At 27.2% G+C, this 21,476-nt stretch carries 17 protein-coding genes; 1 reads left to right on the forward strand and 16 read right to left on the reverse strand.

Annotation, left to right across the window (positions count from 1 at the left end):
- The 11 genes from ygjK to udp all read right to left on the reverse strand — a co-directional run.
- On the reverse strand, positions 1-2,383 hold a 2,383-nt coding region (ygjK, locus tag Q4E08_RS06650), incomplete at its 3' end, for an alpha-glucosidase (RefSeq protein ID WP_303129526.1).
- A 460-nt stretch (positions 2,384-2,843) separates the two neighbouring features.
- Positions 2,844-4,187: an MATE family efflux transporter gene (locus tag Q4E08_RS06655; protein ID WP_303129527.1), complete on the reverse strand. Its 1,344-nt coding sequence runs from the start codon at positions 4,185-4,187 to the stop codon at positions 2,844-2,846.
- A gap of 32 nt (positions 4,188-4,219) precedes the next feature.
- Entirely contained in the window at positions 4,220-5,002 is a 783-nt protein-coding gene (locus tag Q4E08_RS06660; protein WP_303129528.1) for an ABC transporter ATP-binding protein, read from the reverse strand.
- Between the two features lie 17 nt (positions 5,003-5,019).
- Complete coding sequence (locus Q4E08_RS06665; protein WP_303129529.1) at positions 5,020-6,024, reverse strand: iron ABC transporter permease; 1,005 nt, start codon at positions 6,022-6,024, stop codon at positions 5,020-5,022.
- A gap of 3 nt (positions 6,025-6,027) precedes the next feature.
- Positions 6,028-7,044: an iron ABC transporter permease gene (locus Q4E08_RS06670; RefSeq protein ID WP_303129530.1), complete on the reverse strand. Its 1,017-nt coding sequence runs from the start codon at positions 7,042-7,044 to the stop codon at positions 6,028-6,030.
- A 69-nt stretch (positions 7,045-7,113) separates the two neighbouring features.
- The gene (locus tag Q4E08_RS06675) at positions 7,114-8,052 is read right to left on the reverse strand and encodes an ABC transporter substrate-binding protein (protein ID WP_303129531.1); all 939 of its coding nucleotides are present in this window, start codon (positions 8,050-8,052) and stop codon (positions 7,114-7,116) included.
- Between the two features lie 557 nt (positions 8,053-8,609).
- The gene (locus Q4E08_RS06680) at positions 8,610-9,797 is read right to left on the reverse strand and encodes an acetate/propionate family kinase (protein ID WP_303129532.1); all 1,188 of its coding nucleotides are present in this window, start codon (positions 9,795-9,797) and stop codon (positions 8,610-8,612) included.
- 411 nt (positions 9,798-10,208) lie between these two features.
- On the reverse strand, positions 10,209-11,684 hold the full coding sequence (locus Q4E08_RS06685; RefSeq protein ID WP_303129533.1) for a catalase: 1,476 nt from the start codon (positions 11,682-11,684) through the stop codon (positions 10,209-10,211).
- Between the two features lie 68 nt (positions 11,685-11,752).
- The gene (gene zupT, locus Q4E08_RS06690; RefSeq protein ID WP_303129534.1) at positions 11,753-12,556 is read right to left on the reverse strand and encodes a zinc transporter ZupT; all 804 of its coding nucleotides are present in this window, start codon (positions 12,554-12,556) and stop codon (positions 11,753-11,755) included.
- A 118-nt stretch (positions 12,557-12,674) separates the two neighbouring features.
- Positions 12,675-13,865 carry a phosphopentomutase gene (locus tag Q4E08_RS06695; protein ID WP_303129535.1) on the reverse strand — a complete coding sequence of 397 codons (1,191 nt, stop codon included), beginning with the start codon at positions 13,863-13,865 and terminating at the stop codon, positions 12,675-12,677.
- 24 nt (positions 13,866-13,889) lie between these two features.
- Positions 13,890-14,702, reverse strand: a complete 813-nt coding sequence (gene udp / locus Q4E08_RS06700) for a uridine phosphorylase (RefSeq protein ID WP_303129536.1) — start codon at positions 14,700-14,702, stop codon at positions 13,890-13,892.
- A 221-nt stretch (positions 14,703-14,923) separates the two neighbouring features.
- On the opposite strand from udp, the gene Q4E08_RS06705 reads away from it, so the two are divergent.
- Complete coding sequence (locus Q4E08_RS06705; protein ID WP_303129537.1) at positions 14,924-15,664, forward strand: GntR family transcriptional regulator; 741 nt, start codon at positions 14,924-14,926, stop codon at positions 15,662-15,664.
- Between the two features lie 170 nt (positions 15,665-15,834).
- On the opposite strand, the gene Q4E08_RS06710 is transcribed toward Q4E08_RS06705, so the two are convergent.
- The 5 genes from Q4E08_RS06710 to Q4E08_RS06730 form a co-directional block, all read right to left on the reverse strand.
- Positions 15,835-16,488, reverse strand: a complete 654-nt coding sequence (locus Q4E08_RS06710; protein ID WP_303129538.1) for a hypothetical protein — start codon at positions 16,486-16,488, stop codon at positions 15,835-15,837.
- 109 nt (positions 16,489-16,597) lie between these two features.
- On the reverse strand, positions 16,598-17,476 hold the full coding sequence (locus Q4E08_RS06715) for an ROK family protein (protein ID WP_303129539.1): 879 nt from the start codon (positions 17,474-17,476) through the stop codon (positions 16,598-16,600).
- Between the two features lie 17 nt (positions 17,477-17,493).
- On the reverse strand, positions 17,494-19,494 hold the full coding sequence (locus tag Q4E08_RS06720) for a beta-galactosidase trimerization domain-containing protein (RefSeq protein WP_303129540.1): 2,001 nt from the start codon (positions 19,492-19,494) through the stop codon (positions 17,494-17,496).
- 36 nt (positions 19,495-19,530) lie between these two features.
- Positions 19,531-20,367 (reverse strand): carbohydrate ABC transporter permease, encoded by an 837-nt coding sequence (locus Q4E08_RS06725; RefSeq protein ID WP_303129541.1) that lies wholly within the window; start codon positions 20,365-20,367, stop codon positions 19,531-19,533.
- A gap of 15 nt (positions 20,368-20,382) precedes the next feature.
- The gene (locus tag Q4E08_RS06730) at positions 20,383-21,393 is read right to left on the reverse strand and encodes a carbohydrate ABC transporter permease (protein WP_303129542.1); all 1,011 of its coding nucleotides are present in this window, start codon (positions 21,391-21,393) and stop codon (positions 20,383-20,385) included.
- Positions 21,394-21,476: the final 83 nt, after the last annotated feature.

Genomic DNA, 21,476 nt, shown 5'->3' on the forward strand with positions numbered 1-21,476 from the left:
CTGGTTTGTGTTCTGGTTTGTTTTCTTCATTATTATTTGATGTTGGAATTGCTATTGCTTCTTGTGATGTAGTATTTTTTGAAGTTAAAGTATTCTTATACATTAAATAATATGCTGATGCTGACCAACTAAAGTTTTTAGTATGAAGACCTTCTCCTGTTTCTGGATTATAATTTTCTCTAATTGGTCCATCCCCCATTAATCCTTCTGCATTATTAAATAACTTTTTAGCCATTCTTTCAGCATCTTTGTTATATCCATAATTTTGAAGAGCCTCTACTCCATATAATGCTTGATCAAGCCATACTGGTCCTCTCCAATATTTACTTGGGTCATATTTTGAATTATCTTTTGATGCTGTTGGGAAAGGTACAAAAGTATCGAATTTTCCTGGATCGACCATATTATCTTTAACTTTTTCTGCTTCCTCTCTAGTAGCCATTTTTGCCCATAAAGGAATCCATCCTTCTGTTCCTTTTCCTCTTTCATCTAACATATTTTTCTTCTTTCCATCTTCACTTATTTGAAGATCATAGAAAAATCCTGTTTTCTCATCAAACATATTTTCACTTACATATTCTCTTACATATTTTGCTTCTTTATCATATTTATTTGCATCAGATGACTTTCCTAATTCATTTGCTATTGATTTTAAAAATCCCTTTTCTGCATAAAGATATGCATTTAAATCAACTGATTCTTGATTTATTGAATATCCAAGAAGCTTTCCATTTTTATCTTTATTCTCAAATACCTTTACACCAACATCTTCTCCGCCAGCTCCTTCTTTATCAAATCTTGTAGCATTATCCATACCACTTTCCCAAGCAGCTGCTAATATTACTTCATCTTCATTAAATTTAGGATTTCCTTTTTCATCTTTCACAATATTTCCATTTTCATCGTATAACCAATGTGCATCATGTACCATTCCACCATATTCTGCTATACCATTTTTATCATGGTCTCTATTTGTATACCACCAGTTATGATATTCAACTAATTTAGGATACATTTCTGCTAAAAATGCTTTATCATTAGTTTCTTTATAAACATTCCAAACTGCCCATGCTGCTAATGCTGGCTTTGAATTTCTTTCATTCCAGTTACCACCATCACCATTTCTTGCTTCATCTTTATTGTAGAAAATAGCGTCTATTATAGTTCCTTTATCTTGTGGTCTTAAATCATCATTTCCTTTAATTTGATAATCAAATAAAGCTTTTATATTATCTTGAGCAAGTTTACCATTAAATTTTGCTGTAGCTACAGCTTGTTTCCATGAATCCCATGCCCACATTCCAATAAACCACTTGTATGACATTGAAGGAACTATACCATCATGCTTAATTGCTCCTGCTGCACTTCTCCAGTTTGTAATTAAAGTTTCTATTGACTTAACAGTAGCATTTTTATATTCTGGATTATTAGTACTTTCTACTCCTTCAAAAGTTTTATCTAGATATCCTTGCCAACGACTATTATTTTCTGCAAAATATTTATCTCCATTCCCTATGTATTTGTCTAAATTCTTCTTTTCATTTTTTAATTCTTCATTAGTAAAAGTATATGTTTGAGTTGAATAAGTTTTAAACTCTTTTTCAGGTTTTATTATAACTTCATCATTTAATGTAGTTACATAATTCTTTCCTTCAACTTCTGTTTTTACATCTCCATCATATTGAACTGTAAACTTAGTTTCTGGAGTTGAGAAGAAATTCCATGTATCTCTTAATTGTGAAAAGTTAACTTGAACTCCTTTGTCTGTTGCTTCTAAACTTTGTTTTAAATCTATAACTTTATTTCCTGTATTAAGCTCTCCAAATATACTTCCTGTCCATTTTAAATTTAAGTTTAATTCCTTATTTGTTTTATTTTCTATTTTTGTTTGTATAAGCGCACTTCTATTACTTGCAAAAATAAGTTCTAAAGTTAAGTTAAAATCTTTCATTTCATATATTTGAACCAATTTTCCTGGATAATAATTAAAAGTTACATTTTTTGCTTTAGTTAAATCATATTTTTCTTTTGTTTCTGTATTTTCTATAATAATTTTACTAATTGTTTTAGACATATTTGTTGGATATTCTTCTCCAATTATTACTGGACCTGCAAAACCACCATATATATCTTTAGCATCTTTAGTTGGTAAATAGTAACCATGCCATGCCCCCATATCTGAGAAATTGTTATATTTATTTGTTGAATATGATCCATATATTTGTGATGTTGGATTTGCAGTTACATTAAGAACATTTTTAAAATCAGTAACCTTATCTCTCTTATCTTTAGCTAAAACATTTATTCCCCCTAAATTTCCAACTAATACTGCTGTTAATACAGCCGTTGTTATAATCCCTTTCTTTTTCATTCTAAAAGCCATAAATAAAATCCTCCCCTAAACGCCTTTTTATTATAATTAACTTTGTTAAAACAAAATTTTAACCTTAAATTTATATAAAAAAACACCTAAATCAAGCATTTCTTACACCATAATTAAACCAAAATATTTTTATAATATTTCAGCATTATAATATAAGAGTTTTAAAGTTAATTTAGGTATTACCTCAATAAAAAATGATAAGTATTTTCACCATTTTCTTGCATTATATAGCAAATATTAGCATGTAAATGTTTTTATGTCAACATTTTATTATATTTTTATTAATTTTTTGTAAAAATATATCTAGATTTAAAAAATCTAGATATATTTAACCAATATTTATTATTTATATTTTTATTTATCATATACATTTAATTTGTTATGTAAAATATTGTAAACTGTAAATTAATTTATTTTCTATAAATATATTATTATTTCATCCCTTAAAATTATTTTTTTACTATTGCTTATTATTAAATTTGAATTCTGTTACTAATAAAACTACAATAATTAAAGTTGTTATTAAGTCTGTAATTGGCTGAGCTAACCATACCCCACTTAAACCAATAAATCTTGGTAATATAAATAATATTGGAATTAATACTACAATCTGCCTAAGAACTGATAAAAACATTGACTGCTTAATCTTACCTATAGCTTGGAAATACGCTGGTCCAATAAGTATAATTCCTATAAGAGGAAGCGTTAATGAATATACTCTAATTCCTATTATAGCCACATCCATAAGCTGTGAATCATTACTAAATACACTAACTAATACTTTAGGGAAAATTTCAATTAATAAAAATCCTACTATCGATATAACTGTTGAATATATAATAGATAATTTTAATGTATCCTTAACTCTTTTATATTTTTTTGCTCCATAATTATATCCTATAATAGCTTGAATACCTTGATTTATTCCAAAAATAGGCATTATAAATATTAATATTATTGAATTAATTGCAGTCATAGCACCAATTGCTAAATCCCCTCCATATATTTTCAAGTAATTATTCATTATTAAAGAAACAAAGCTTGTAGCAAGTTCCATAATAAAAGGTGAGATTCCTAAAATTATAATTTTTCTAATAATTTTAAAATCTAATTTTAAATTATATCTTCTTATTTTAATAGTAGATTTTTCACTTAAAAAATAATATATTAGTATAGCGAATATAATAACTTGAGTAAGCACAGTTGCAATAGCCGCTCCTTTTATCCCCATATTAAACTTAAATATAAATATTGGATCTAATATTATATTTATTAAACAACCTAATATCATAGTTTTTGCAGCAAATTTTGGATTACCATCTACTCTTATAATATTATTTAATGTAAATCCAGTTATGCAAGTAACTGACCCTAAAAGTATTACACTAATATATTCTCTTGCATAAATTATAGTATCATAGCTTGCCCCAAATACATTTAATATAGGATTTATAAAATTTAGTCCTATTATCATAATAAAAATTGAAATTATGACTGAAAAAAGTACTGCATTTCCTAAGTATTTTTCTGCTTCTTCATGATTTCCTTCTCCAAGTTTTATTGCAATATTTGTAGTTGCTCCCATTGATATCAAAACACCAAATGATACTATTAAAGTAAATATAGGCATTGTAACTCCAAGCCCTGCTATAGCTAATGCTCCAACACCATTAATTGATCCAATAAAAACTCTGTCTACAATGTTATAAAGAGAAGTTATTAACATACTCAAAATAGCTGGAATTGAATATTTAATAATTAATTTGCTAATCTTTTCTTCTGCTAAATTTTCTAAATTTTTCATTCTTAAACCTCTTTAATTATGTATACATAGTTTTATACCATATCATAAGTTATACAAACTGGCTTACCACTTCTTGGATCGTTAACTATCTCAGCATCAATATTAAAAAGTTCTTTAAGATTTTCTTTTGTCATAACTTCATGTGAAGTACCTGTACATATTATTTTACCTTTTCTTAATCCAATCATATAATCTGCAAATCTAGCTGCATTATTTAATTCATGTATTACCATTACTATAGTTCTATCTTCTTTTTTGTTAAGTTCCTCTAAAACCTTAAGAATCTCCAATTGATGTGCTAAATCAAGATATGTTGTAGGTTCATCAAGTAACAAAATATCAGTTTCTTGTGCCAAAGCCATTGCAATCCACGCTCTTTGTCTTTGACCTCCTGATAATGTCTCTATAGGTCTATCTCTAAACTCCAATATATTTGTTTTTTCTAATGCCCAATTAATTATCTCTTTATCTTCATCTTTTAATTTTCCAAATCCTTTTTGATATGGAAATCTACCATATGAAATTAACTCCTCAACTGTTAACCCATTTGGAGCCTTTGGACTTTGAGGTAATACAGCCATAGCCTTTGCAAGTTCTTTTGAATCTTGATTATTTATCTCTTTTCCATTTATATATATTAATCCACTCTTAGGCTTAATTATTCTACCTAATGTTTTTAAAATAGTAGATTTTCCACATCCATTGGCTCCTATAATTGTAGTTATTTTTCCTCTTGGTATTTCTAAATTCAGATTTTTTACAATATCTAAATTTCCATAAGATATATTTAAATCTTTAGTTTTTATACAATTCATCCTTATTTATTCCTCCATTATTCTGACAACATTAAATAAACAAAATACGGAACACCTATTATAGCTACTACAATTCCTACTGGAACTTCTATTGGTGCTAGTAAATTTCTTGAAATTGTATCTCCTATTAGTAAAATTAAAGTTCCAATAAGTGCTGATATTGGTATAAGTGTATTATGATTCGGACCAACTAATTTTCTTGCAATATGTGGAGATATAAGTCCCAAAAAAGATATACTTCCTGCAACAGACGTTGCAACACCAGCCAATATAACTGCATAAATAATTAATTTTCCTCTTTCTCTTTCAACATTTATTCCAAGATTAATTGAAACTTCATCACCTAAATTTAATATATCTAAATATCTTGATTTATATATTGTAAGAGTCATAAATACAATTATTAATGGTGCTATTGCCATAACATATTTCCAATTTGAACCCCATATACTTCCCTGTGTCCATGCCATTACTCTATTGAATTCTTGTGTAGTAAATTTTAATTGAAATATAGTAAGTATTGATGAAAAAGTTATGTTAATACCTATTCCTACTAAAATCAATCTTGAAGAACTTATTCCATTTTTCCATGCTAAAATGTAAATTAAAAATGCCCCAAATAAAGCTCCTGAAAGTGCCACTATTGGCATATTAAATATGGTAAAATTACTTACACCTTCATAAACATTACCATTCATAAAAAAAATATATACTACTACAAAAAGTGCAGCACCTGAGTTTATTCCAAGTATTCCTGAATCAGCCAAATCATTTTTAGTAACTCCTTGAAGTAACGTACCTGCTGTTGCAAGTGCTGTTCCAACTAATAATGCAATTATTATTCTAGGTAATCTAATGTCAAATATAACTATATTATGACTTTTACTTCCTTGTCCTATTAGTGTTTTTATTACTTCTAACGGATTCATAGAAAAAGATCCAAGGTTTAAGCTAATTAAAAATGTAGCAAAAATTAAAGCTATTAAAATTAACAATATAAATATATTTTTTTTATTTCTCATTAATTACCTCTCTCCTTTTCTAATTAAATATATAAATATTGGAGCTCCAATTAAAGCTGTTAATGACCCTACGGGTGTTTCATATGGTGGATTTATCATTCTTGATATAATGTCCCCATATACAAGTAATACAGCTCCAACTATTAAAGAAGTAGGTATTATATATTTAAAATCTGAACCAACTACTTTTTTGACTATTTGTGGAACTATAAGACCTACAAAAATAATATTTCCAGCTACAGCTACAGATGCTCCAGTTAATAAAATTACTATAAAAATAGAAATTAATCTTACTCTATTAGTATTTTCACCAAGACCTATTGCAACTTCTTCACCTAAACTTAAAATTGTAATCTTAGGCGAAATTATCATTGCTAATAAAACTCCAATAGTTCCAATAATGCTTAATAAATAAACACTCTCCCATTTTACCCCAATTAATCCACCTGATATCCAGAAACTTAATTGTTGTGATAAATTAAAATACATTGCTACTCCAACAGCTAAAGATATTAATAAAGTTCCTATTGCAGTTCCAGATAAGGCTAATTTTACAGGATTAACTTTTCTAGTTGTTCTTGAACTTATGAAATAAACTAAAACTCCACTTATACTTGCTCCAAAAAATGCAAATATCATAAGTCCAAAACTTCCTATAACTAATTTGGGATTTAATATTTGTAAAGCAAAAGCCATAGATATAGTAAAGGTTGCCCCTTGAGTAATTCCCATTACTGAAGGATCTGCTATTGGGTTTCTTGTTATCCCTTGTATTATAGCTCCTGAAACTGCTAAAAACCCTCCAACTAACGCAGATACAAGAGCCCTAGGTATTCTTATATCTCTTATTATTTTTATATTTACATCATCTCCATTATTGAATATGCTTTTTAAAATTGTAAATAAATCTATTTCTTTAGCTCCAAATGATATAGAAATCCAAAGTCCTAGTAACAATAAAATCGTTCCTATTACTATCAAGCTATATGTATTTATCTTCCTCTTTCTTTTTTTATTCATTTAGCCTCCTAAACTATACTTATAAACTTATAATTAAGAAGGTGGCTTCTATTATTGCCACCTTCTTAATTATTTTAATAATTCTTCTTTAATTGATTCTAAAATTAATTCTTTTCCTATAGGATTATATACTTGAGTAAAATATGGACTTGTATTAAGCATTACAACATTTCCATTTTTCACTGCTCTTATTTGTGACCAAACATTACTTTTATCTAAATCTTTTTTATTTGATTCATCTGCAATTACAACAATATTATCAGCATCTATTTTAGTTAATCCTTCCATAGTAACTTGTGGAAGCGTTATATTATCTTGCTTTGGCATATTTTCAGGTCTAGATAACTTCATATCATCATATAATATTGAACCTATACCAGCATCAGTAAATACTAAAAATGACCCTTGGCTAGCAAGTACTGGTAAATATGTTTCTTTTGCATTTTTAGCTATTACTTCTTTTCCTAATTCTTCTGCTTTTTTATCATAATTTGAAAGCCATGTATTTGCTATATCCTCCTTTTCAAATAACTTTCCAATATCAGTTAACCTACTTCTCCAATCATTTGCATAATCTTTTATCATAATTGTTGGAGCTATATCTTTTAACTGATCATAGATTTTTTCTTGTCTTTCACTCATTATAATTAAATCTGGATTGCAAGAAAGTATTGCTTCCATATCCATAGTTTCCATCATTGAGTGTCCTACAACTTTAGTTTCTTTAAATTTATCGCTCATATAACTTGGAACCTTAGTTGTGTCATACGAGTCTATATTAGCTGTTCCAACAGGAGTATATCCTAAAATTATTAAATCTTCACTACTTCCTGATATATCAACTATTCTTTGAGGGTTTGTTGGTACTTCAATATCTCCTTTTAAAGTACTCACAACCCTTTTTACTGATTCTTTATTATCTTCTTTACTTGTGTTTCCACATGCAACAAATGTAGCCATTGATATAACCGATATTGCTACCAAAATTAACGATTTTAATTTCTTCATTAATATATTCCTCCTAAATTACAATTCCTTTTTTAAATGATAATGAATATCATAATCGTAAAGTAATTATATATTTATTTTATCTATCAGTCAATTATTATCACAATTTATTTTCAAAGTAATATTTTCCATATTTATTTTTTATTATTTTTTCAATTAAGCTATAATATCTTCACATAATATTCCCTATAAATATAAAATATTAAATTAATTTCATAAAAAAAGATAGCCATTTTTAATAGCTATCTTTTTTATCACATATAAATTATAGAAATAAAATTAAAATTTATCTAATAATATTATTCTATAAATTCATTCAAAATTTATATTTAAATTCCTACTAATTTCTAAATAATACTATTATCTTTTTTCATATAAGCCTTATATTATTATAAAATTATTTTTAAACAACTATTTATATATAATATAATTTAAATTAATTAACTTAAAAATATAAATTTTAATAACACTTATAATTAAATATTTATAAAAAACTCTATAACAAAGTTATAGAGTTTCTTAAAAGCACATTATTAATAAAATATTTTGTTTTTAAATTAAATAAGATTTGCAGTTTCTTTAGCAATCATAAGTTCTTCATTAGTTGGAACAACATAAGCTTTAACTTTTGAATTCTCTGTTGAAATTTCTCTTAACTTTCCTCTTACTTTATTCTTTTCTCTATCTAATTCAATTCCTAAAAACTCTAAATCTTTTAAACATTCTTCTCTAGTTTCTGGTGAGTTTTCTCCAACACCTGCTGTAAATGCTATTGCATCTACTCCACCCATAGCAATAATATATGATCCAATAAATTCTCTAATCTTATAGTGGAATATATCTAAAGCAAGTTGAGCTCTTTCATTTCCTTCTGCTGCGGCATCTTCAATATCTCTAAAATCTGAACTTACTCCTGATATTCCTAAAACACCTGAATCTTTATTTAAAGAATTATTAACTTGTTCCATAGTATATCCACATTCATTTACTAAGAAAGGAATTATTGATGGATCTATATTACCTGATCTTGTCCCCATTGGAACTCCAGCAAGTGGTGTGAATCCCATTGAAGTTTCTATACACTTTCCATTTTTAACTGCAGCTAAACTAGCTCCATTACCTAAATGACAAGTTATAATTTTTAAGTCCTTTATATCTTTACCCATTGCATCTGCAAGTTTTTGTGATACATACTTATGTGAAGTTCCATGGAATCCATATTTTCTTATTTGATGTTTATCATATAAATTATAATCAATAGCATATATATATGCCTTCTTAGGTAATGTTTGATGGAATGCTGTATCAAAAACTCCTACCATCGGAACATTTGGCATTAATTTTTGACATGCTTTTATTCCTATAATATTAGCAGGATTATGAAGTGGTGCAAGTGGTGATATTTCTTCTAAATATTTTATAACATCTTCATCAATTACAACTGACTCTGAATATCTTTCTCCTCCATGTACAACTCTATGTCCAACAGCTTTTATTTCATCTAAACTTGATATTACTCCAATGTTTTCATCTATTAATGCTTTAAGAACTAGTTCTATAGCATCATTATGATCTTTTATTGATTCTTCTATAATGCTTTTTTCACCATTTTTTTTATGAACTAATCTAGATCCTTCTAACCCAATTCTCTCTACTAGACCAGTAGCTATTGCTTCCTCATTTTCCATATTTATTAATTGGTACTTCAAAGATGAACTACCACAATTGATTACAAGTACTTTCATATTATTAACCTCCAATAAATTTACAAAATAAAATATAAGTAATCCTCCCTAAAAGCATTAAAAGCCTTATTATACACCCTAATGTAAGCCTTTACTTGTAACCTATTGTAACTTCTGACTTATTCCATGTCAACATTTTCATTAGAAATTTAATATTTTTAAAGATAACATTTTAAAAATAATTAAAAATATTATACTTTTTATTTTATTTTTAATATAGTCAAAAAATTTAATATATTCTTACTATTATTTTACATCAAAATTTAAAATTTATAAAAAAGATGCTTATATATTTATAAACATCTTTTCAAAAATATATTTTTTTAATAATATCTAAATTAGTCAAATTATATTAATTATGTCATAGTATACATATATTATTAATAATTACTTAAACAGTTTTATACTCTATTATAATTCTTTTAAATTTAACCCTTCACTAACTCTCCTACCAAATTCAGGATCAACATTTTTAAAATTTTCTATAGCCTTTAATTGTATTTCGCAATCTACTTCCCACATATCTGCTATTATATTATCAATCAATGTTTCTCTTTCTTTTTCACTCATAGTTCTAAATCTCTCACCAGCTTGTTTAAAATTATCATTTTTGTCTATTTCTTCTCTAACTACATATCCCTCAACAAACTTTGGTTTTTGATGACCTTGTGGATAATCAATAGGCTTATTATTATTTAATTTATTAGGCTTATAATTAACTTTACCTTCATTATAATAATATCTCATTTGTCCATCTTGAGTATTATTTATAACATCAACTTTAGGCCTGTTTATAGGTAACTGTTGAAAATTAGAACCTATTCTATGTCTTTGACTATCTTTATAAGAAAATCCTCTTCCTTGTAATAACTTATCTGCTGATAATTCTATACCAGGGACTAAATTTGCTGGACAAAAAGCTATTTGCTCAATTTCTCCAAAGAAATTTTTAGGATTTTCATTCAAAGTCATTTTACCTACATCAATTAACGGAAACTTATCTTCTGGCCAAGTTTTTGTTGCATCCAAAGGATTAAAATCTAATGATTGTACTTGACTTTCTTTCATAATTTGAACTTTAAATTTATATTCAACTACATTTCCTTTTTCTATATGCTCATATAAATCTCTTACTGCTACATCAGGATCTAAACCTGCAAGCATCTCTGCCTCTTTTCTATCAATAGTTTTTACACCAAGAAGCGGAACCCAATGGTATTTTATAAACACCCTTTCTCCTTTATCATTAACCCATACATAAGTATTTACACCAAATCCCCCCATTGTTCTATAGCTTTTTACAGTTCCAAGATCTGAAAAAAGAAAAGTTATCATATGAGTTGACTCAGGACTACTTGAAATAAAATCCCAAAATCTATTTTTATCCATTAAATTATTATCAGGAGATGGTTTAAATGAATGTACCATATCCGGAAATTTCATAGCATCTCTTATAAAAAATACCGGTATATGATTACCAACTATATCTAAAATACCTTCATCTGTATAAAATTTTGTTGCAAATCCCCTTGGATCCCTAAGCGTATCAGCAGAGCCTCTAGCCCCAATTACTGTTGAAAATCTTACTGCTACTGGTATCTTCTTACCTACTTCAGTAAAAACTTTTGCTATAGTATATTCTTTCATTGACCTAGTTAATTCAAAATAACCTTTAGCTCCAGCTCCTTTAGCATGAACTACCCTTTCTGGTATCCTTTCTCTATCAAAACTTGCTAACTTTTCAATTAAATTTAAATCTTCTAATAAAGCTGGTCCATTTTTTCCTACAGTTAAAGAATCCTTATCATTACTTATTGGGTTACCTACATTATTAGTCATATATTTATCTTCATTATTGTAACATCTCTTTGATCTATGTTTTCCCATATAATCCTCCTATTTATATATTTATAATTAATATATAAATAGAACTTAAACTATATTACTACTTCTGATTAAATAAACATTATTAAACTTATTGCCATTACAGCCATTCCTGCAATTAATCCATATATAGATATATGATGTTCCCCATATTTTCTAGCTGTAGGCAACAATTCATCTAATGATATAAATACCATAATACCTGCAACAGATGATAAAAGTATACCTAATGTTATATCATTTATGATATTTCTAAGTAATGTGTAACCAATTATTGCTCCTAGAGGCTCTGACATACCTGAAAGAAATGAATATAAAAATGCTTTTTTCTTATCTCCAGTAGCATAGTAAATAGGTACAGACACTGATATTCCTTCAGGAATATTATGAATAGCTATTGCTATTGTTATTGGTATTGCTAAACTTACATCATTTAATGCAGAAACAAATGTAGCAAGTCCCTCTGGAAAATTATGAATTGTAATTGCAATAGCAGTAAAAACTCCAGTTCTTAAAAGAGATTTATTTTTATTAATTTTATCTTCATTTATATCTTCAATTTTTTTAATTTCATGAGGATTTTCTTCACTAGGAACTAACTTGTCTATAATTGCAATTATAAAAATCCCACAAAAAAATGCTATTACATTAACTATACTGCCAATTTTCTCCCCTAAAGCTAATACAAGAGATTTATTTGCTTGTTGGAATATTTCTATCATAGAAACATATATCATTACACCTGCTGAAAATCCTAAACTTAAACACAAAAATCTAGTATTAGTCTTTTTTGCAAAAAAAGCTATAAAACTTCCTATCCCCGTAGCTAATCCAGCTATTAATGTTAATAAAAAAGCTGTAAATACACTATTCATTCTACCACCTCATTTCTAATTGAAAATTATTATCAATTATACTATTAGAATTGTTTTTTGTCTATATTAATATATTAAAATAAAAAAAGAGAGTAACTATAGCTACTCTCTTTTTTTATTAGTCTAACTTGTTTAATACTGATTCTCCAATAGTTCCTTCTGGCATTTTTACACCAAAGTTATCTGCTATAGTAGCACCTATTGTTGCAAAAGTATTTGCATCCTCTAATAATCCATCGCCTTTCATTGAAGGTGAATATGCTAAGAATGGTACATATTCTCTTGTATGGTCTGTTCCACTATATGTTGGATCATTTCCATGATCTGCTGTTATTATTAATAAATCATCATCTTTTAATTTATCTAATACTTTCCCTAAATTAACATCAAATTTTTCTAGTTCTTCAGCATAACCTTTTGGATTTCTTCTATGTCCCCATAGTGCATCAAAATCAACTAAATTAACAAAACATAATCCATTAAAATCTCTATCCATTATTTCTAATGTTTGTTCCATTCCATGAACTGAACTTTTTGATTTATTTCCTTCTGTAATTCCTTCACCATCAAATATATCTTTGATTTTACCTACTGAAATTACATCAAAATTATTATCTTTTAATTCATTAAGTACAGTTCTTCCATATGGCTTTAATGCGTAGTCATGTCTATTGCTAGTACGTTTAAATGCTCCTTTTTTATCTCCAATATATGGTCTTGCAATTATTCTTCCAACTTTCCATTCATCTTTAAGAGTTATTTCTCTTGCAATCTCACAACATCTATATAACTCATCTAATCCAAAAGTTTCTTCATGACCACAAATTTGAAGTACAGAATCTGCTGATGTATAAACAATCATATCTCCTGTCTTCATTTGGTGTTCTCCAAGTTCATCTAATATCTCTGTTCCACTAGCACTTTTATTTCCAACTATATTATGACCAGTTCTCTTTGATAATTCATCTAATAATTCTTTAGGAAATCCTGTATCAGTGAATGTTTTAAAAGGTTTTGTAATGTGTAAACCCATCATCTCCCAGTGTCCAGTCATTGTATCTTTACCAACACTTGCTTCACCCATTCTCATTTGATATCCTAAAGGTTTTTCTACTTTATCAACATGCTTCACTTTATGAAGATTTGATATTCCCATCTTTTGTAGATTAGGAATTTTAAAACTTTCTACTGATTCAGCTATATGTCCAAGTGTATCTACATTTACATCACCATATTTTTCTGAATCAGGCATAGCGCCAATTCCTAGTGAATCAATTACTATTGTAAAAACTCTTTTATATTTTCCCATATTGAAAATACCTTCTTCCTGCGTCTATTTGCTATTTTCTTTATCTAATTTAATTAAATTTCTTATTGCTTCTACTGCTACCTTTATAGCTCTTTCTGTATCATGAACTTGAACATTTTCAAGTCCTCTCTTTTCTCTTTCTTGGTTTGCTACAGTTAGGAAAACAGCTCCTGTTCTAACTCTTAAGTAACTTCCTACTATAAATAATGCTGCACCTTCCATTTCTGAAGCTAAGCATCCACATTTAACCCAAGCATCCCATTTATTTAATAAATCATATCCTATTGGTTTTGTTTCTGGTGAATGTTGTCCATAAAATGAATCTTTTGATTGCGCTACTCCAACATGATAAGGAGCTTTTAATGTTTTAGCTGCTGAAACTAAAGAATTAACTACATCTAAGTTAGCTACTGCTGGGAATTCTATTGGAACATATTCTCTTGTTGTTCCTTCTGCTCTAATTGAACCTGTTGCTATTACAAGATCTCCACCTTTTACATCAAGGTCCATACCACCACATGTACCTACTCTTATGAAAGTATCAGCTCCACAATTAACTAATTCTTCTAAAGCTATTGCAGCTGATGGACCACCAATACCTGTTGATGTAACACTTACTTTAACACCATCTAAATATCCAGTGTAAGTTACATATTCTCTGTTATCTGCAACAAGTTCAGCATTATCAAAGTATTTAGCAATTTTTGCACATCTTTTTGGATCTCCTGGCATAATTACATATCTTCCAACTTCTCCTGGTGCTACTGCTATATGATATTGTCTATCAGAACCTTCTGTATAAATTAACTTTTTATTAGAATTTTGTTCATTGCTCATTTTTATTGCCTCCTAAAACTTAAAACTTTAACTTGTCTATTTTCTTGTATGATTTATATATAAATAATATCATGCACTATAACCCTTGTCAATCGTTTACACTTTTTTTCATTTTTTATATTTGCTATTTTTTTAAAATATTTTATAATTTATATTATAGAAAACAAATACTTAAAACAAACTTGTATGCAACTTGTCCGATTATTAGAAAGGTTGATTTAATGGATACTATTAATATAAATGTAATAGACACTGCAAAAGAACTACGCTATGTAACTGTTTATAATAAACTTTTTAAAATGATAACAGAAGGTTCCTTTTCTGAACATAGTAGACTTCCATCTGAGCCTGATCTTGCTAAAACTTTAGGTGTAAGTAGAAGTACACTGCGTCAAGCATTATCATTGCTTCAAGATGATGGTCTTATAAAAAACATACGTGGAAAAGGTAATTTTATAACAAAAAAATCATCAGCTCCTAAAATAGGTCTTGAAAAAATAGGACATGTTATCTATAAATGCTTAGACCATGAAATTGATAATATTGAATTTGATTTAAAAATACAACCACCTTCAGATTATTTTGCAAAAATTCTTGGAAAAGAATCTGTAGCTACTGTTGGAATAGATAGATGGTATATTCATAAAGGAACCACTATAGCTTATATCTTTACAATAATGCCAATTGAAGCAATATCTTCTTTTAATCTTAATTTAAATAATAAAAAAGAGCTTTTAAATTTTGTTGAAGAAAGAGTATATAATGAATGCACCGATGCCTTAGTTGATATAAAATTTTCAACAGCCGGTAGCTTCGTAACAAAAAGTCATCCTATTTCTTGTGAAAAACAATTTTATTTAATAGAGGAAGCTATTTATAAAAACAATAAATACCCAATAGTATTTAATAAAAATTATATTCCTATGCAGTATGCAGATATAAAATTTCATCCAATAAAATAATAATTATTAATAATGAAGAAGATACTATCATAAACAGATTTAATTATTTAGTGATAGTATCTTTTTATTTATCTTTTAATTATTTTCAAAATTCTTCTTATTTTAAACTTTAATAAACTATTCTTTTTAATTTATTGCGTATTTCATTTTAAAATAATATATTTATATTTTTATCTTTTTTCTACCTTAAATCCATCTTTTTTATTGACTACTTTTATTTTTAACTCATTAATAAGTTTTTCCATACTTTTAACCTGATTTACATATTTTATATTATTTTTGCTTACTAATTTTTCTATCATGGTTATTATATCTTTCTTTTCTTCTTGAGATAACTTTATATTATTTTTTATTAATTCTCTATTTATATAAGTTAAAGTAGTCCATATTTGATCACTTTTTATATTATTTATATCCATAAGAACCCACGTAAAGTTTTTTCTTCTTTCTTTTGCAGGATATGCTTTTTTAAAAAACTTAATAAAGCTATTTTCCTTTTTTGGATCTTTATCTTTAACTAACTTTCCAAGTTTTCCTTTAAGTGTATTTTTTAAATACATCATAGTATTTGGCTTTATTGCATTTCCCATCGCTTCTATACATTCATAAATATAGTTATAAGTTTCTTGTATCTTTTCTGAATCTACATCTTCTTGCTTAAAAACACTTGTAAGTTCTATATATTCTAATATAGTCTTTTTAGAATTTAATTTTTCTCCATATAACTCATTTAAAAGTTCTTCTGCTCCTAAATTATTTATAAGTACTACATCTATTAATTCTTTATCCATAGTTTTCTCACTTTCTTTTTTAATATTAAACATAAAATAGATTATAACATTTTATAATTATTTATAATATATAAATTTTAAATAACTTAATTTTAAATAAAAAATAGAAAGTACAATTAATTATACTTTCTATCTTTATTATTTAAAGGTTAAAGAAATTATAAGCAGCGCCAATTAAACCTGCATCATTTTCATGCTTACACTTTTCTATTTTACATTCAACAAAGTGCCACCATGGTATTTCATTAAGTGCTTTATTTAACTCATCTATTAAGTCTTCTCTAGCACTTACCCCTCCACCTATTAAAATTTTTTCAGGATTTAATATTGAAGAAACATTATATATCATTCTTGCAATATTTCCATACCACTCTTTAATAATAGCTTTTATATTTTCATCATACTCAGCTTCCTCAAATATCTTATCTCCAAGTATCTTTTCTTTGCTATCTATATTTTTGTATTCCTTATACATATTAATTAGTGCTGTCATAGATGAATTTTCATTTAATCTTTGATAATTTTTCTTATCTTTTGTTATCATATAACAAAACTCACCGCCCTTAAACTGCTTACCTCTAATCAAATTATCATTTAAATAAATTCCTCCACCTATTCCAGTACCTATAGTTATACATATAAAATCTTCACATTCTGATGCATTTCCATTAAACTTTTCCGCTAAAGCAACACAGTTTGCATCATTTTCTACCTTTACAGTAAAACCACTTTTCCATTCTAAAACATCTTTTAATCTATAATTTTCTATAAATCTTAATGCACTACAAGCTAATGGAATACCTTCTTTATTATTTATAAAACCAGGCATGCTAATAGATACACCAAAAATATCTTTATTGCTTTTATATGAATCTATTATTTCACATAACTCATTTACAAAACTTTCTATACCACTTTTATTAGTTGGCTTTTTTCCACTATCTATAATATTTCCTAAATGGTCAACTAATCCATATTTAATAAAAGTTCCTCCAATATCTATAGAAATTATTTTTTTCATAAATGTTTCCCCATTTCTTAATAACTTATTTCCACCATTTGATGTCCATTTATTTTATTAACAGTAAATTCTAACTTTCCATCTATAATATTAAAATCTACATTTTCATTTTGTGGAACTAATTTAACTGACTTAATATTTTTATCTAATACCATATTTAAATTTAAATTATATATAGGAATTATATCCTCTATAACATCAATTCTTTGACATCTTCTTTCTGGAACATAATGAAGAAGATGAAGTATATATCTACTTTCTTTTTCTTGCTCATTTAAAGTACTTATTATTGTACTTGGCCCGTCATGTTTAACTAATCTATTATCAAGTAGCATATCAATAGCATTTATAAATAACTTTTTACACCATACTGAACCATAACTTTGATATTGTGAGAAGATTTTATGAGCAAAATAAATTGAGTTATCTCCTTTAATTATAGCTGGACCATAAACTTTTCCACTACTTGGTGCATGTTGATGCGAACAGAAATGTTCTGGTGTTCTATTAAAATATGGCTCTATTGAATATGATAAAACTTCAGCACCATCTTGTGCAGAAACCTTTAATGATTCTTCATACATAACATACTCTGTATTATATAAATCTTTAGATAAATTTCCTTCAGGAACTATAAATGTTGGTGCAAATTCTCCTTGTGATTCATAATTAACTTTTAAAAATGGAAGATTAAACTTATTTCCTTCTTCATTTAATCCACCTTCATTAACGGCTATTACTTTACCACCATTTCTTACAAATGATTCTAATTTTTCTTTAAATTCATCATTTACTATAGTTCTTTCTGGTAAAACTAATAATTTGTACTTATTAAAATCCATTTTACTATCAATAATATCAAATTGAAGAGATGCTTCTTGTAACATTCTAGTTGCGCCAGTTATTGCAGGTTTTAGCCCAAATGGACTAACTGCATTATAATCTATAAACTCTTCTGGAGTAAATACAGCAATTTCGCAAACTTGCTTAGCATCTTCACACCATGGTTCTTTTTGTTCTACTTCACTATAAACTTTTCCAATTAAATCATAAACTTCTTTTGAAATTTTTCCACTTGGGTCTAATTGATCTCCAATTGAACATTTTGTATTTTGAGCTAACATATTAAAACATTCATATTGAAGTGCTGCTAAATTTTTAAATGAATGAAAATCTCCCCAATAAGTATGGAATTTACCTGTCATTCCTAAACAATCTTTACCTAAATTTCTAGCATATCTAACTGTTATAGGGAAATGCATATATCCCCATCCACCACTTGGTAATGATTCAATTTCAATATGACTATAAGAATCTATTGAATCCTTAAGTGCTGGACTTATATGAGAACCATTATAAAATATAGTTACATTTTCATTTATTTCTTTTACAAACTCAGTCATTTCATGTTTAAATTCATTTAACATCTTTTCTGAGAATTTTAATCTTTCACCTTTTATTGTATAATCTATTCCAAGCTCTTCCATACTCTTTTTACAATTTTCACAAGCACAAGGAACAACCATAACTATATCAAAGAATAATCCATCTGCCTCTGGAAACATTTCTAATATTTCTCTCACATGATTTTTAAGAAAATCTCTGTAAGGTGTATTAACACATAAAAATTCATAAAATCCTGGTTTTCCACCTTCACCTTTAATTATATTGCCGTCTAAATCTTTTGAAACCCACTCTGGATGTTCATCATAAGTAAACTTATCCCATTGAACTGGTAAATATATTGGCGCCTTTATGTTTCTTTCATGACAAGCTTCTATTTGCTCCTTTAATAAGTTTTTGTTTACTAAATTAGGATGAATTCTCTCTTTATTTATTTTTGAATCATAATACAAATAACCATGATGACATCTTGCAAAGCATGTTATTGAATTAACTCTAGCTTTTTCTAAAACTTCCCCAAACTCTTCTTTATTAAAATCTTTACCTATTCCTTCAATTAATGGACTTGTATGAAAATCTAAATGAACTTGTCTACTTCTTGTTTTATAACTCATAAATTCTTCTCCCCCAATTTTAAAATAATTATTCTTTTATCCCTTAACTGCTCCTGCTGTAATTCCTTTTTCAACATGTTTTTGACATGCTATATAAATTATTATTATTGGAATTATAAACATACATATAGCTGCAAATATTGCTCCCTTATCAGATGAATATCTTCCATTTAAACTCATAAGAGCTACTGAAATTGTATACTTTGCTTTATCAGTTAAGAACATAAGACCAAAAATAAATTCGTTATATACTCCTAAAAATGAGAATATAGAAATTGTTGCTGCTGCAGGTTTACTTAAAGGAAGTAATATTCCAAATAATAATCTTAAACGTCCACATCCATCAATAATTGCTGCTTCATCTATTTCCTTACTTATTCCTTTCATATAACCTGACATCATAAATATCGCAAAAGGTAATTGGAATGTTGCATATAAAAATATAAGTGGTATAAATTGATTTTTAAATCCATATCTATTTATAATATCTGCAATTGGAATTATTGTTGTATGCATTGGAATAGTTAATCCCATTACAAAATAAATTAATACTAAATTTCTAAGCTTAAACTTTGTTCTTGTTATTACATAAGCAACTAAAGTAGCTAAAATTACTACTAATATAGTTGTTGAAATAGCTAATAAAAATGAATTAAACACAGCCTTTGCAATATCTGCTTTATTTATTGCAGTTTGATAATTAGTAAAATCTAAACTTTCTGGAAGTGCAAAAGCATCACCGTATATTTGATTTGTACTTTTAAAAGATGACATAAGTGTAAATATTAATGGAGCAATACTAAATACAGCCCATAATATTGCACAAATATACATACCATATTTCATTAATTTATTTTCTTTATTATTTAACATATAATCCCTCCTATTCTAATCATCTTTTGACTTAAATACTCCATTTAATATTAATGTACATATAATTGCAGCCACTAATATTAACATACCTATTGAACTACCATATCCAAAATTATTGTATTTAAATGCTTGATCATATAATAAAGTTACTGGTACATCTGTAGCACCTCCTGGGCCTCCTCCAGTCATAATATAAATAATATCAAACACCTTAAATGACCCTACTATGGCTAATACAGAGAATATTTTGAAACTTTCCTTCATAAGAGGTAACACTATGTGTATTTGTTCTTTAAATCCATTAGCCCCATCAATTTTTGCAGCCTCAATTAACTCATCTGGTATATTAGTAAGTCCAGCTACAAATATTAACATGTTATATCCAATAAATACCCAAGCATTTACTAATGCAACTGTAAAAATAGCAAATTTAGGATTTCCAAGCCAATCTTGTGCTGCATTATTCATTCCTAAATTTATTAATAATGTATTTAAAGCTCCTCCTGATTTATAAAGTATTAATGTCCACATTAAACCTGTTGCTGCTGTTGGTAAAATTGAAGGTAAAAAATATACTGTTTTGAAAAATCTTTTTCCTTTAATATATCTGCTACTAACTAAAAGAGCTAACAGATACGCAAAAGGCATTATTACAAGAAAACTAACAGCTATAAAAATACCTACATTTTTTAAAGCATTATAAAAAGCTGGATCTTGGAATATATTAAAAAAGTTATCTAACCCAACGAACTTTTTAGGAACTGCTGGAATACCGTTCCACTTTACAAATGATAAATATAATGACTTAATAACAGGTGATATATAAAAGAAAGTATATAGACAAATTGCAGGAAGTATAAATAATATACATGCAGAATTATCCTTTAAACTCTTTTTAAATTTTGATTTCTTCATTTTATTATTTTTTTTATGTTCAACAATTTTATAATTACCTTCTTTAGGTTGTAAATTAAATTTTTCTTTAGCATTTTCTTTTGTCATTGTGTTATTTTCTAACCTTCCCATCCTTTACCTCCTAAACTTATTAATATTCTTTATTAGGTAAAACGGGTCGCAATATATACGACCCATAATATTTTTGCCTAATT

The sequence above is a fragment of the Clostridium sp. genome, from assembly GCF_030532265.1.
GTDB lineage: Bacteria > Bacillota > Clostridia > Clostridiales > Clostridiaceae > Clostridium.

Coding starts and splice junctions, on each gene's coding strand:
- Q4E08_RS06705 (WP_303129537.1), top strand. CDS start 14,924: ATGGATACTATTAATATAAATGTAATAGACACTGCAAAAGAACTACGC.
- Q4E08_RS06725 (WP_303129541.1), bottom strand. CDS start 20,367: ATGTTAAATAATAAAGAAAATAAATTAATGAAATATGGTATGTATATT.
- Q4E08_RS06685 (WP_303129533.1), bottom strand. CDS start 11,684: ATGGGAAAACATAGATCAAAGAGATGTTACAATAATGAAGATAAATAT.
- udp (WP_303129536.1), bottom strand. CDS start 14,702: ATGAGCAATGAACAAAATTCTAATAAAAAGTTAATTTATACAGAAGGT.
- Q4E08_RS06715 (WP_303129539.1), bottom strand. CDS start 17,476: ATGAAAAAAATAATTTCTATAGATATTGGAGGAACTTTTATTAAATAT.
- Q4E08_RS06675 (WP_303129531.1), bottom strand. CDS start 8,052: ATGAAGAAATTAAAATCGTTAATTTTGGTAGCAATATCGGTTATATCA.
- zupT (WP_303129534.1), bottom strand. CDS start 12,556: ATGAATAGTGTATTTACAGCTTTTTTATTAACATTAATAGCTGGATTA.
- Q4E08_RS06655 (WP_303129527.1), bottom strand. CDS start 4,187: ATGAAAAATTTAGAAAATTTAGCAGAAGAAAAGATTAGCAAATTAATT.
- Q4E08_RS06720 (WP_303129540.1), bottom strand. CDS start 19,494: ATGAGTTATAAAACAAGAAGTAGACAAGTTCATTTAGATTTTCATACA.
- Q4E08_RS06670 (WP_303129530.1), bottom strand. CDS start 7,044: ATGAATAAAAAAAGAAAGAGGAAGATAAATACATATAGCTTGATAGTA.
- Q4E08_RS06710 (WP_303129538.1), bottom strand. CDS start 16,488: ATGTTTAATATTAAAAAAGAAAGTGAGAAAACTATGGATAAAGAATTA.
- Q4E08_RS06730 (WP_303129542.1), bottom strand. CDS start 21,393: ATGGGAAGGTTAGAAAATAACACAATGACAAAAGAAAATGCTAAAGAA.
- Q4E08_RS06680 (WP_303129532.1), bottom strand. CDS start 9,797: ATGAAAGTACTTGTAATCAATTGTGGTAGTTCATCTTTGAAGTACCAA.
- Q4E08_RS06660 (WP_303129528.1), bottom strand. CDS start 5,002: ATGAATTGTATAAAAACTAAAGATTTAAATATATCTTATGGAAATTTA.
- Q4E08_RS06665 (WP_303129529.1), bottom strand. CDS start 6,024: ATGAGAAATAAAAAAAATATATTTATATTGTTAATTTTAATAGCTTTA.
- Q4E08_RS06695 (WP_303129535.1), bottom strand. CDS start 13,865: ATGGGAAAATATAAAAGAGTTTTTACAATAGTAATTGATTCACTAGGA.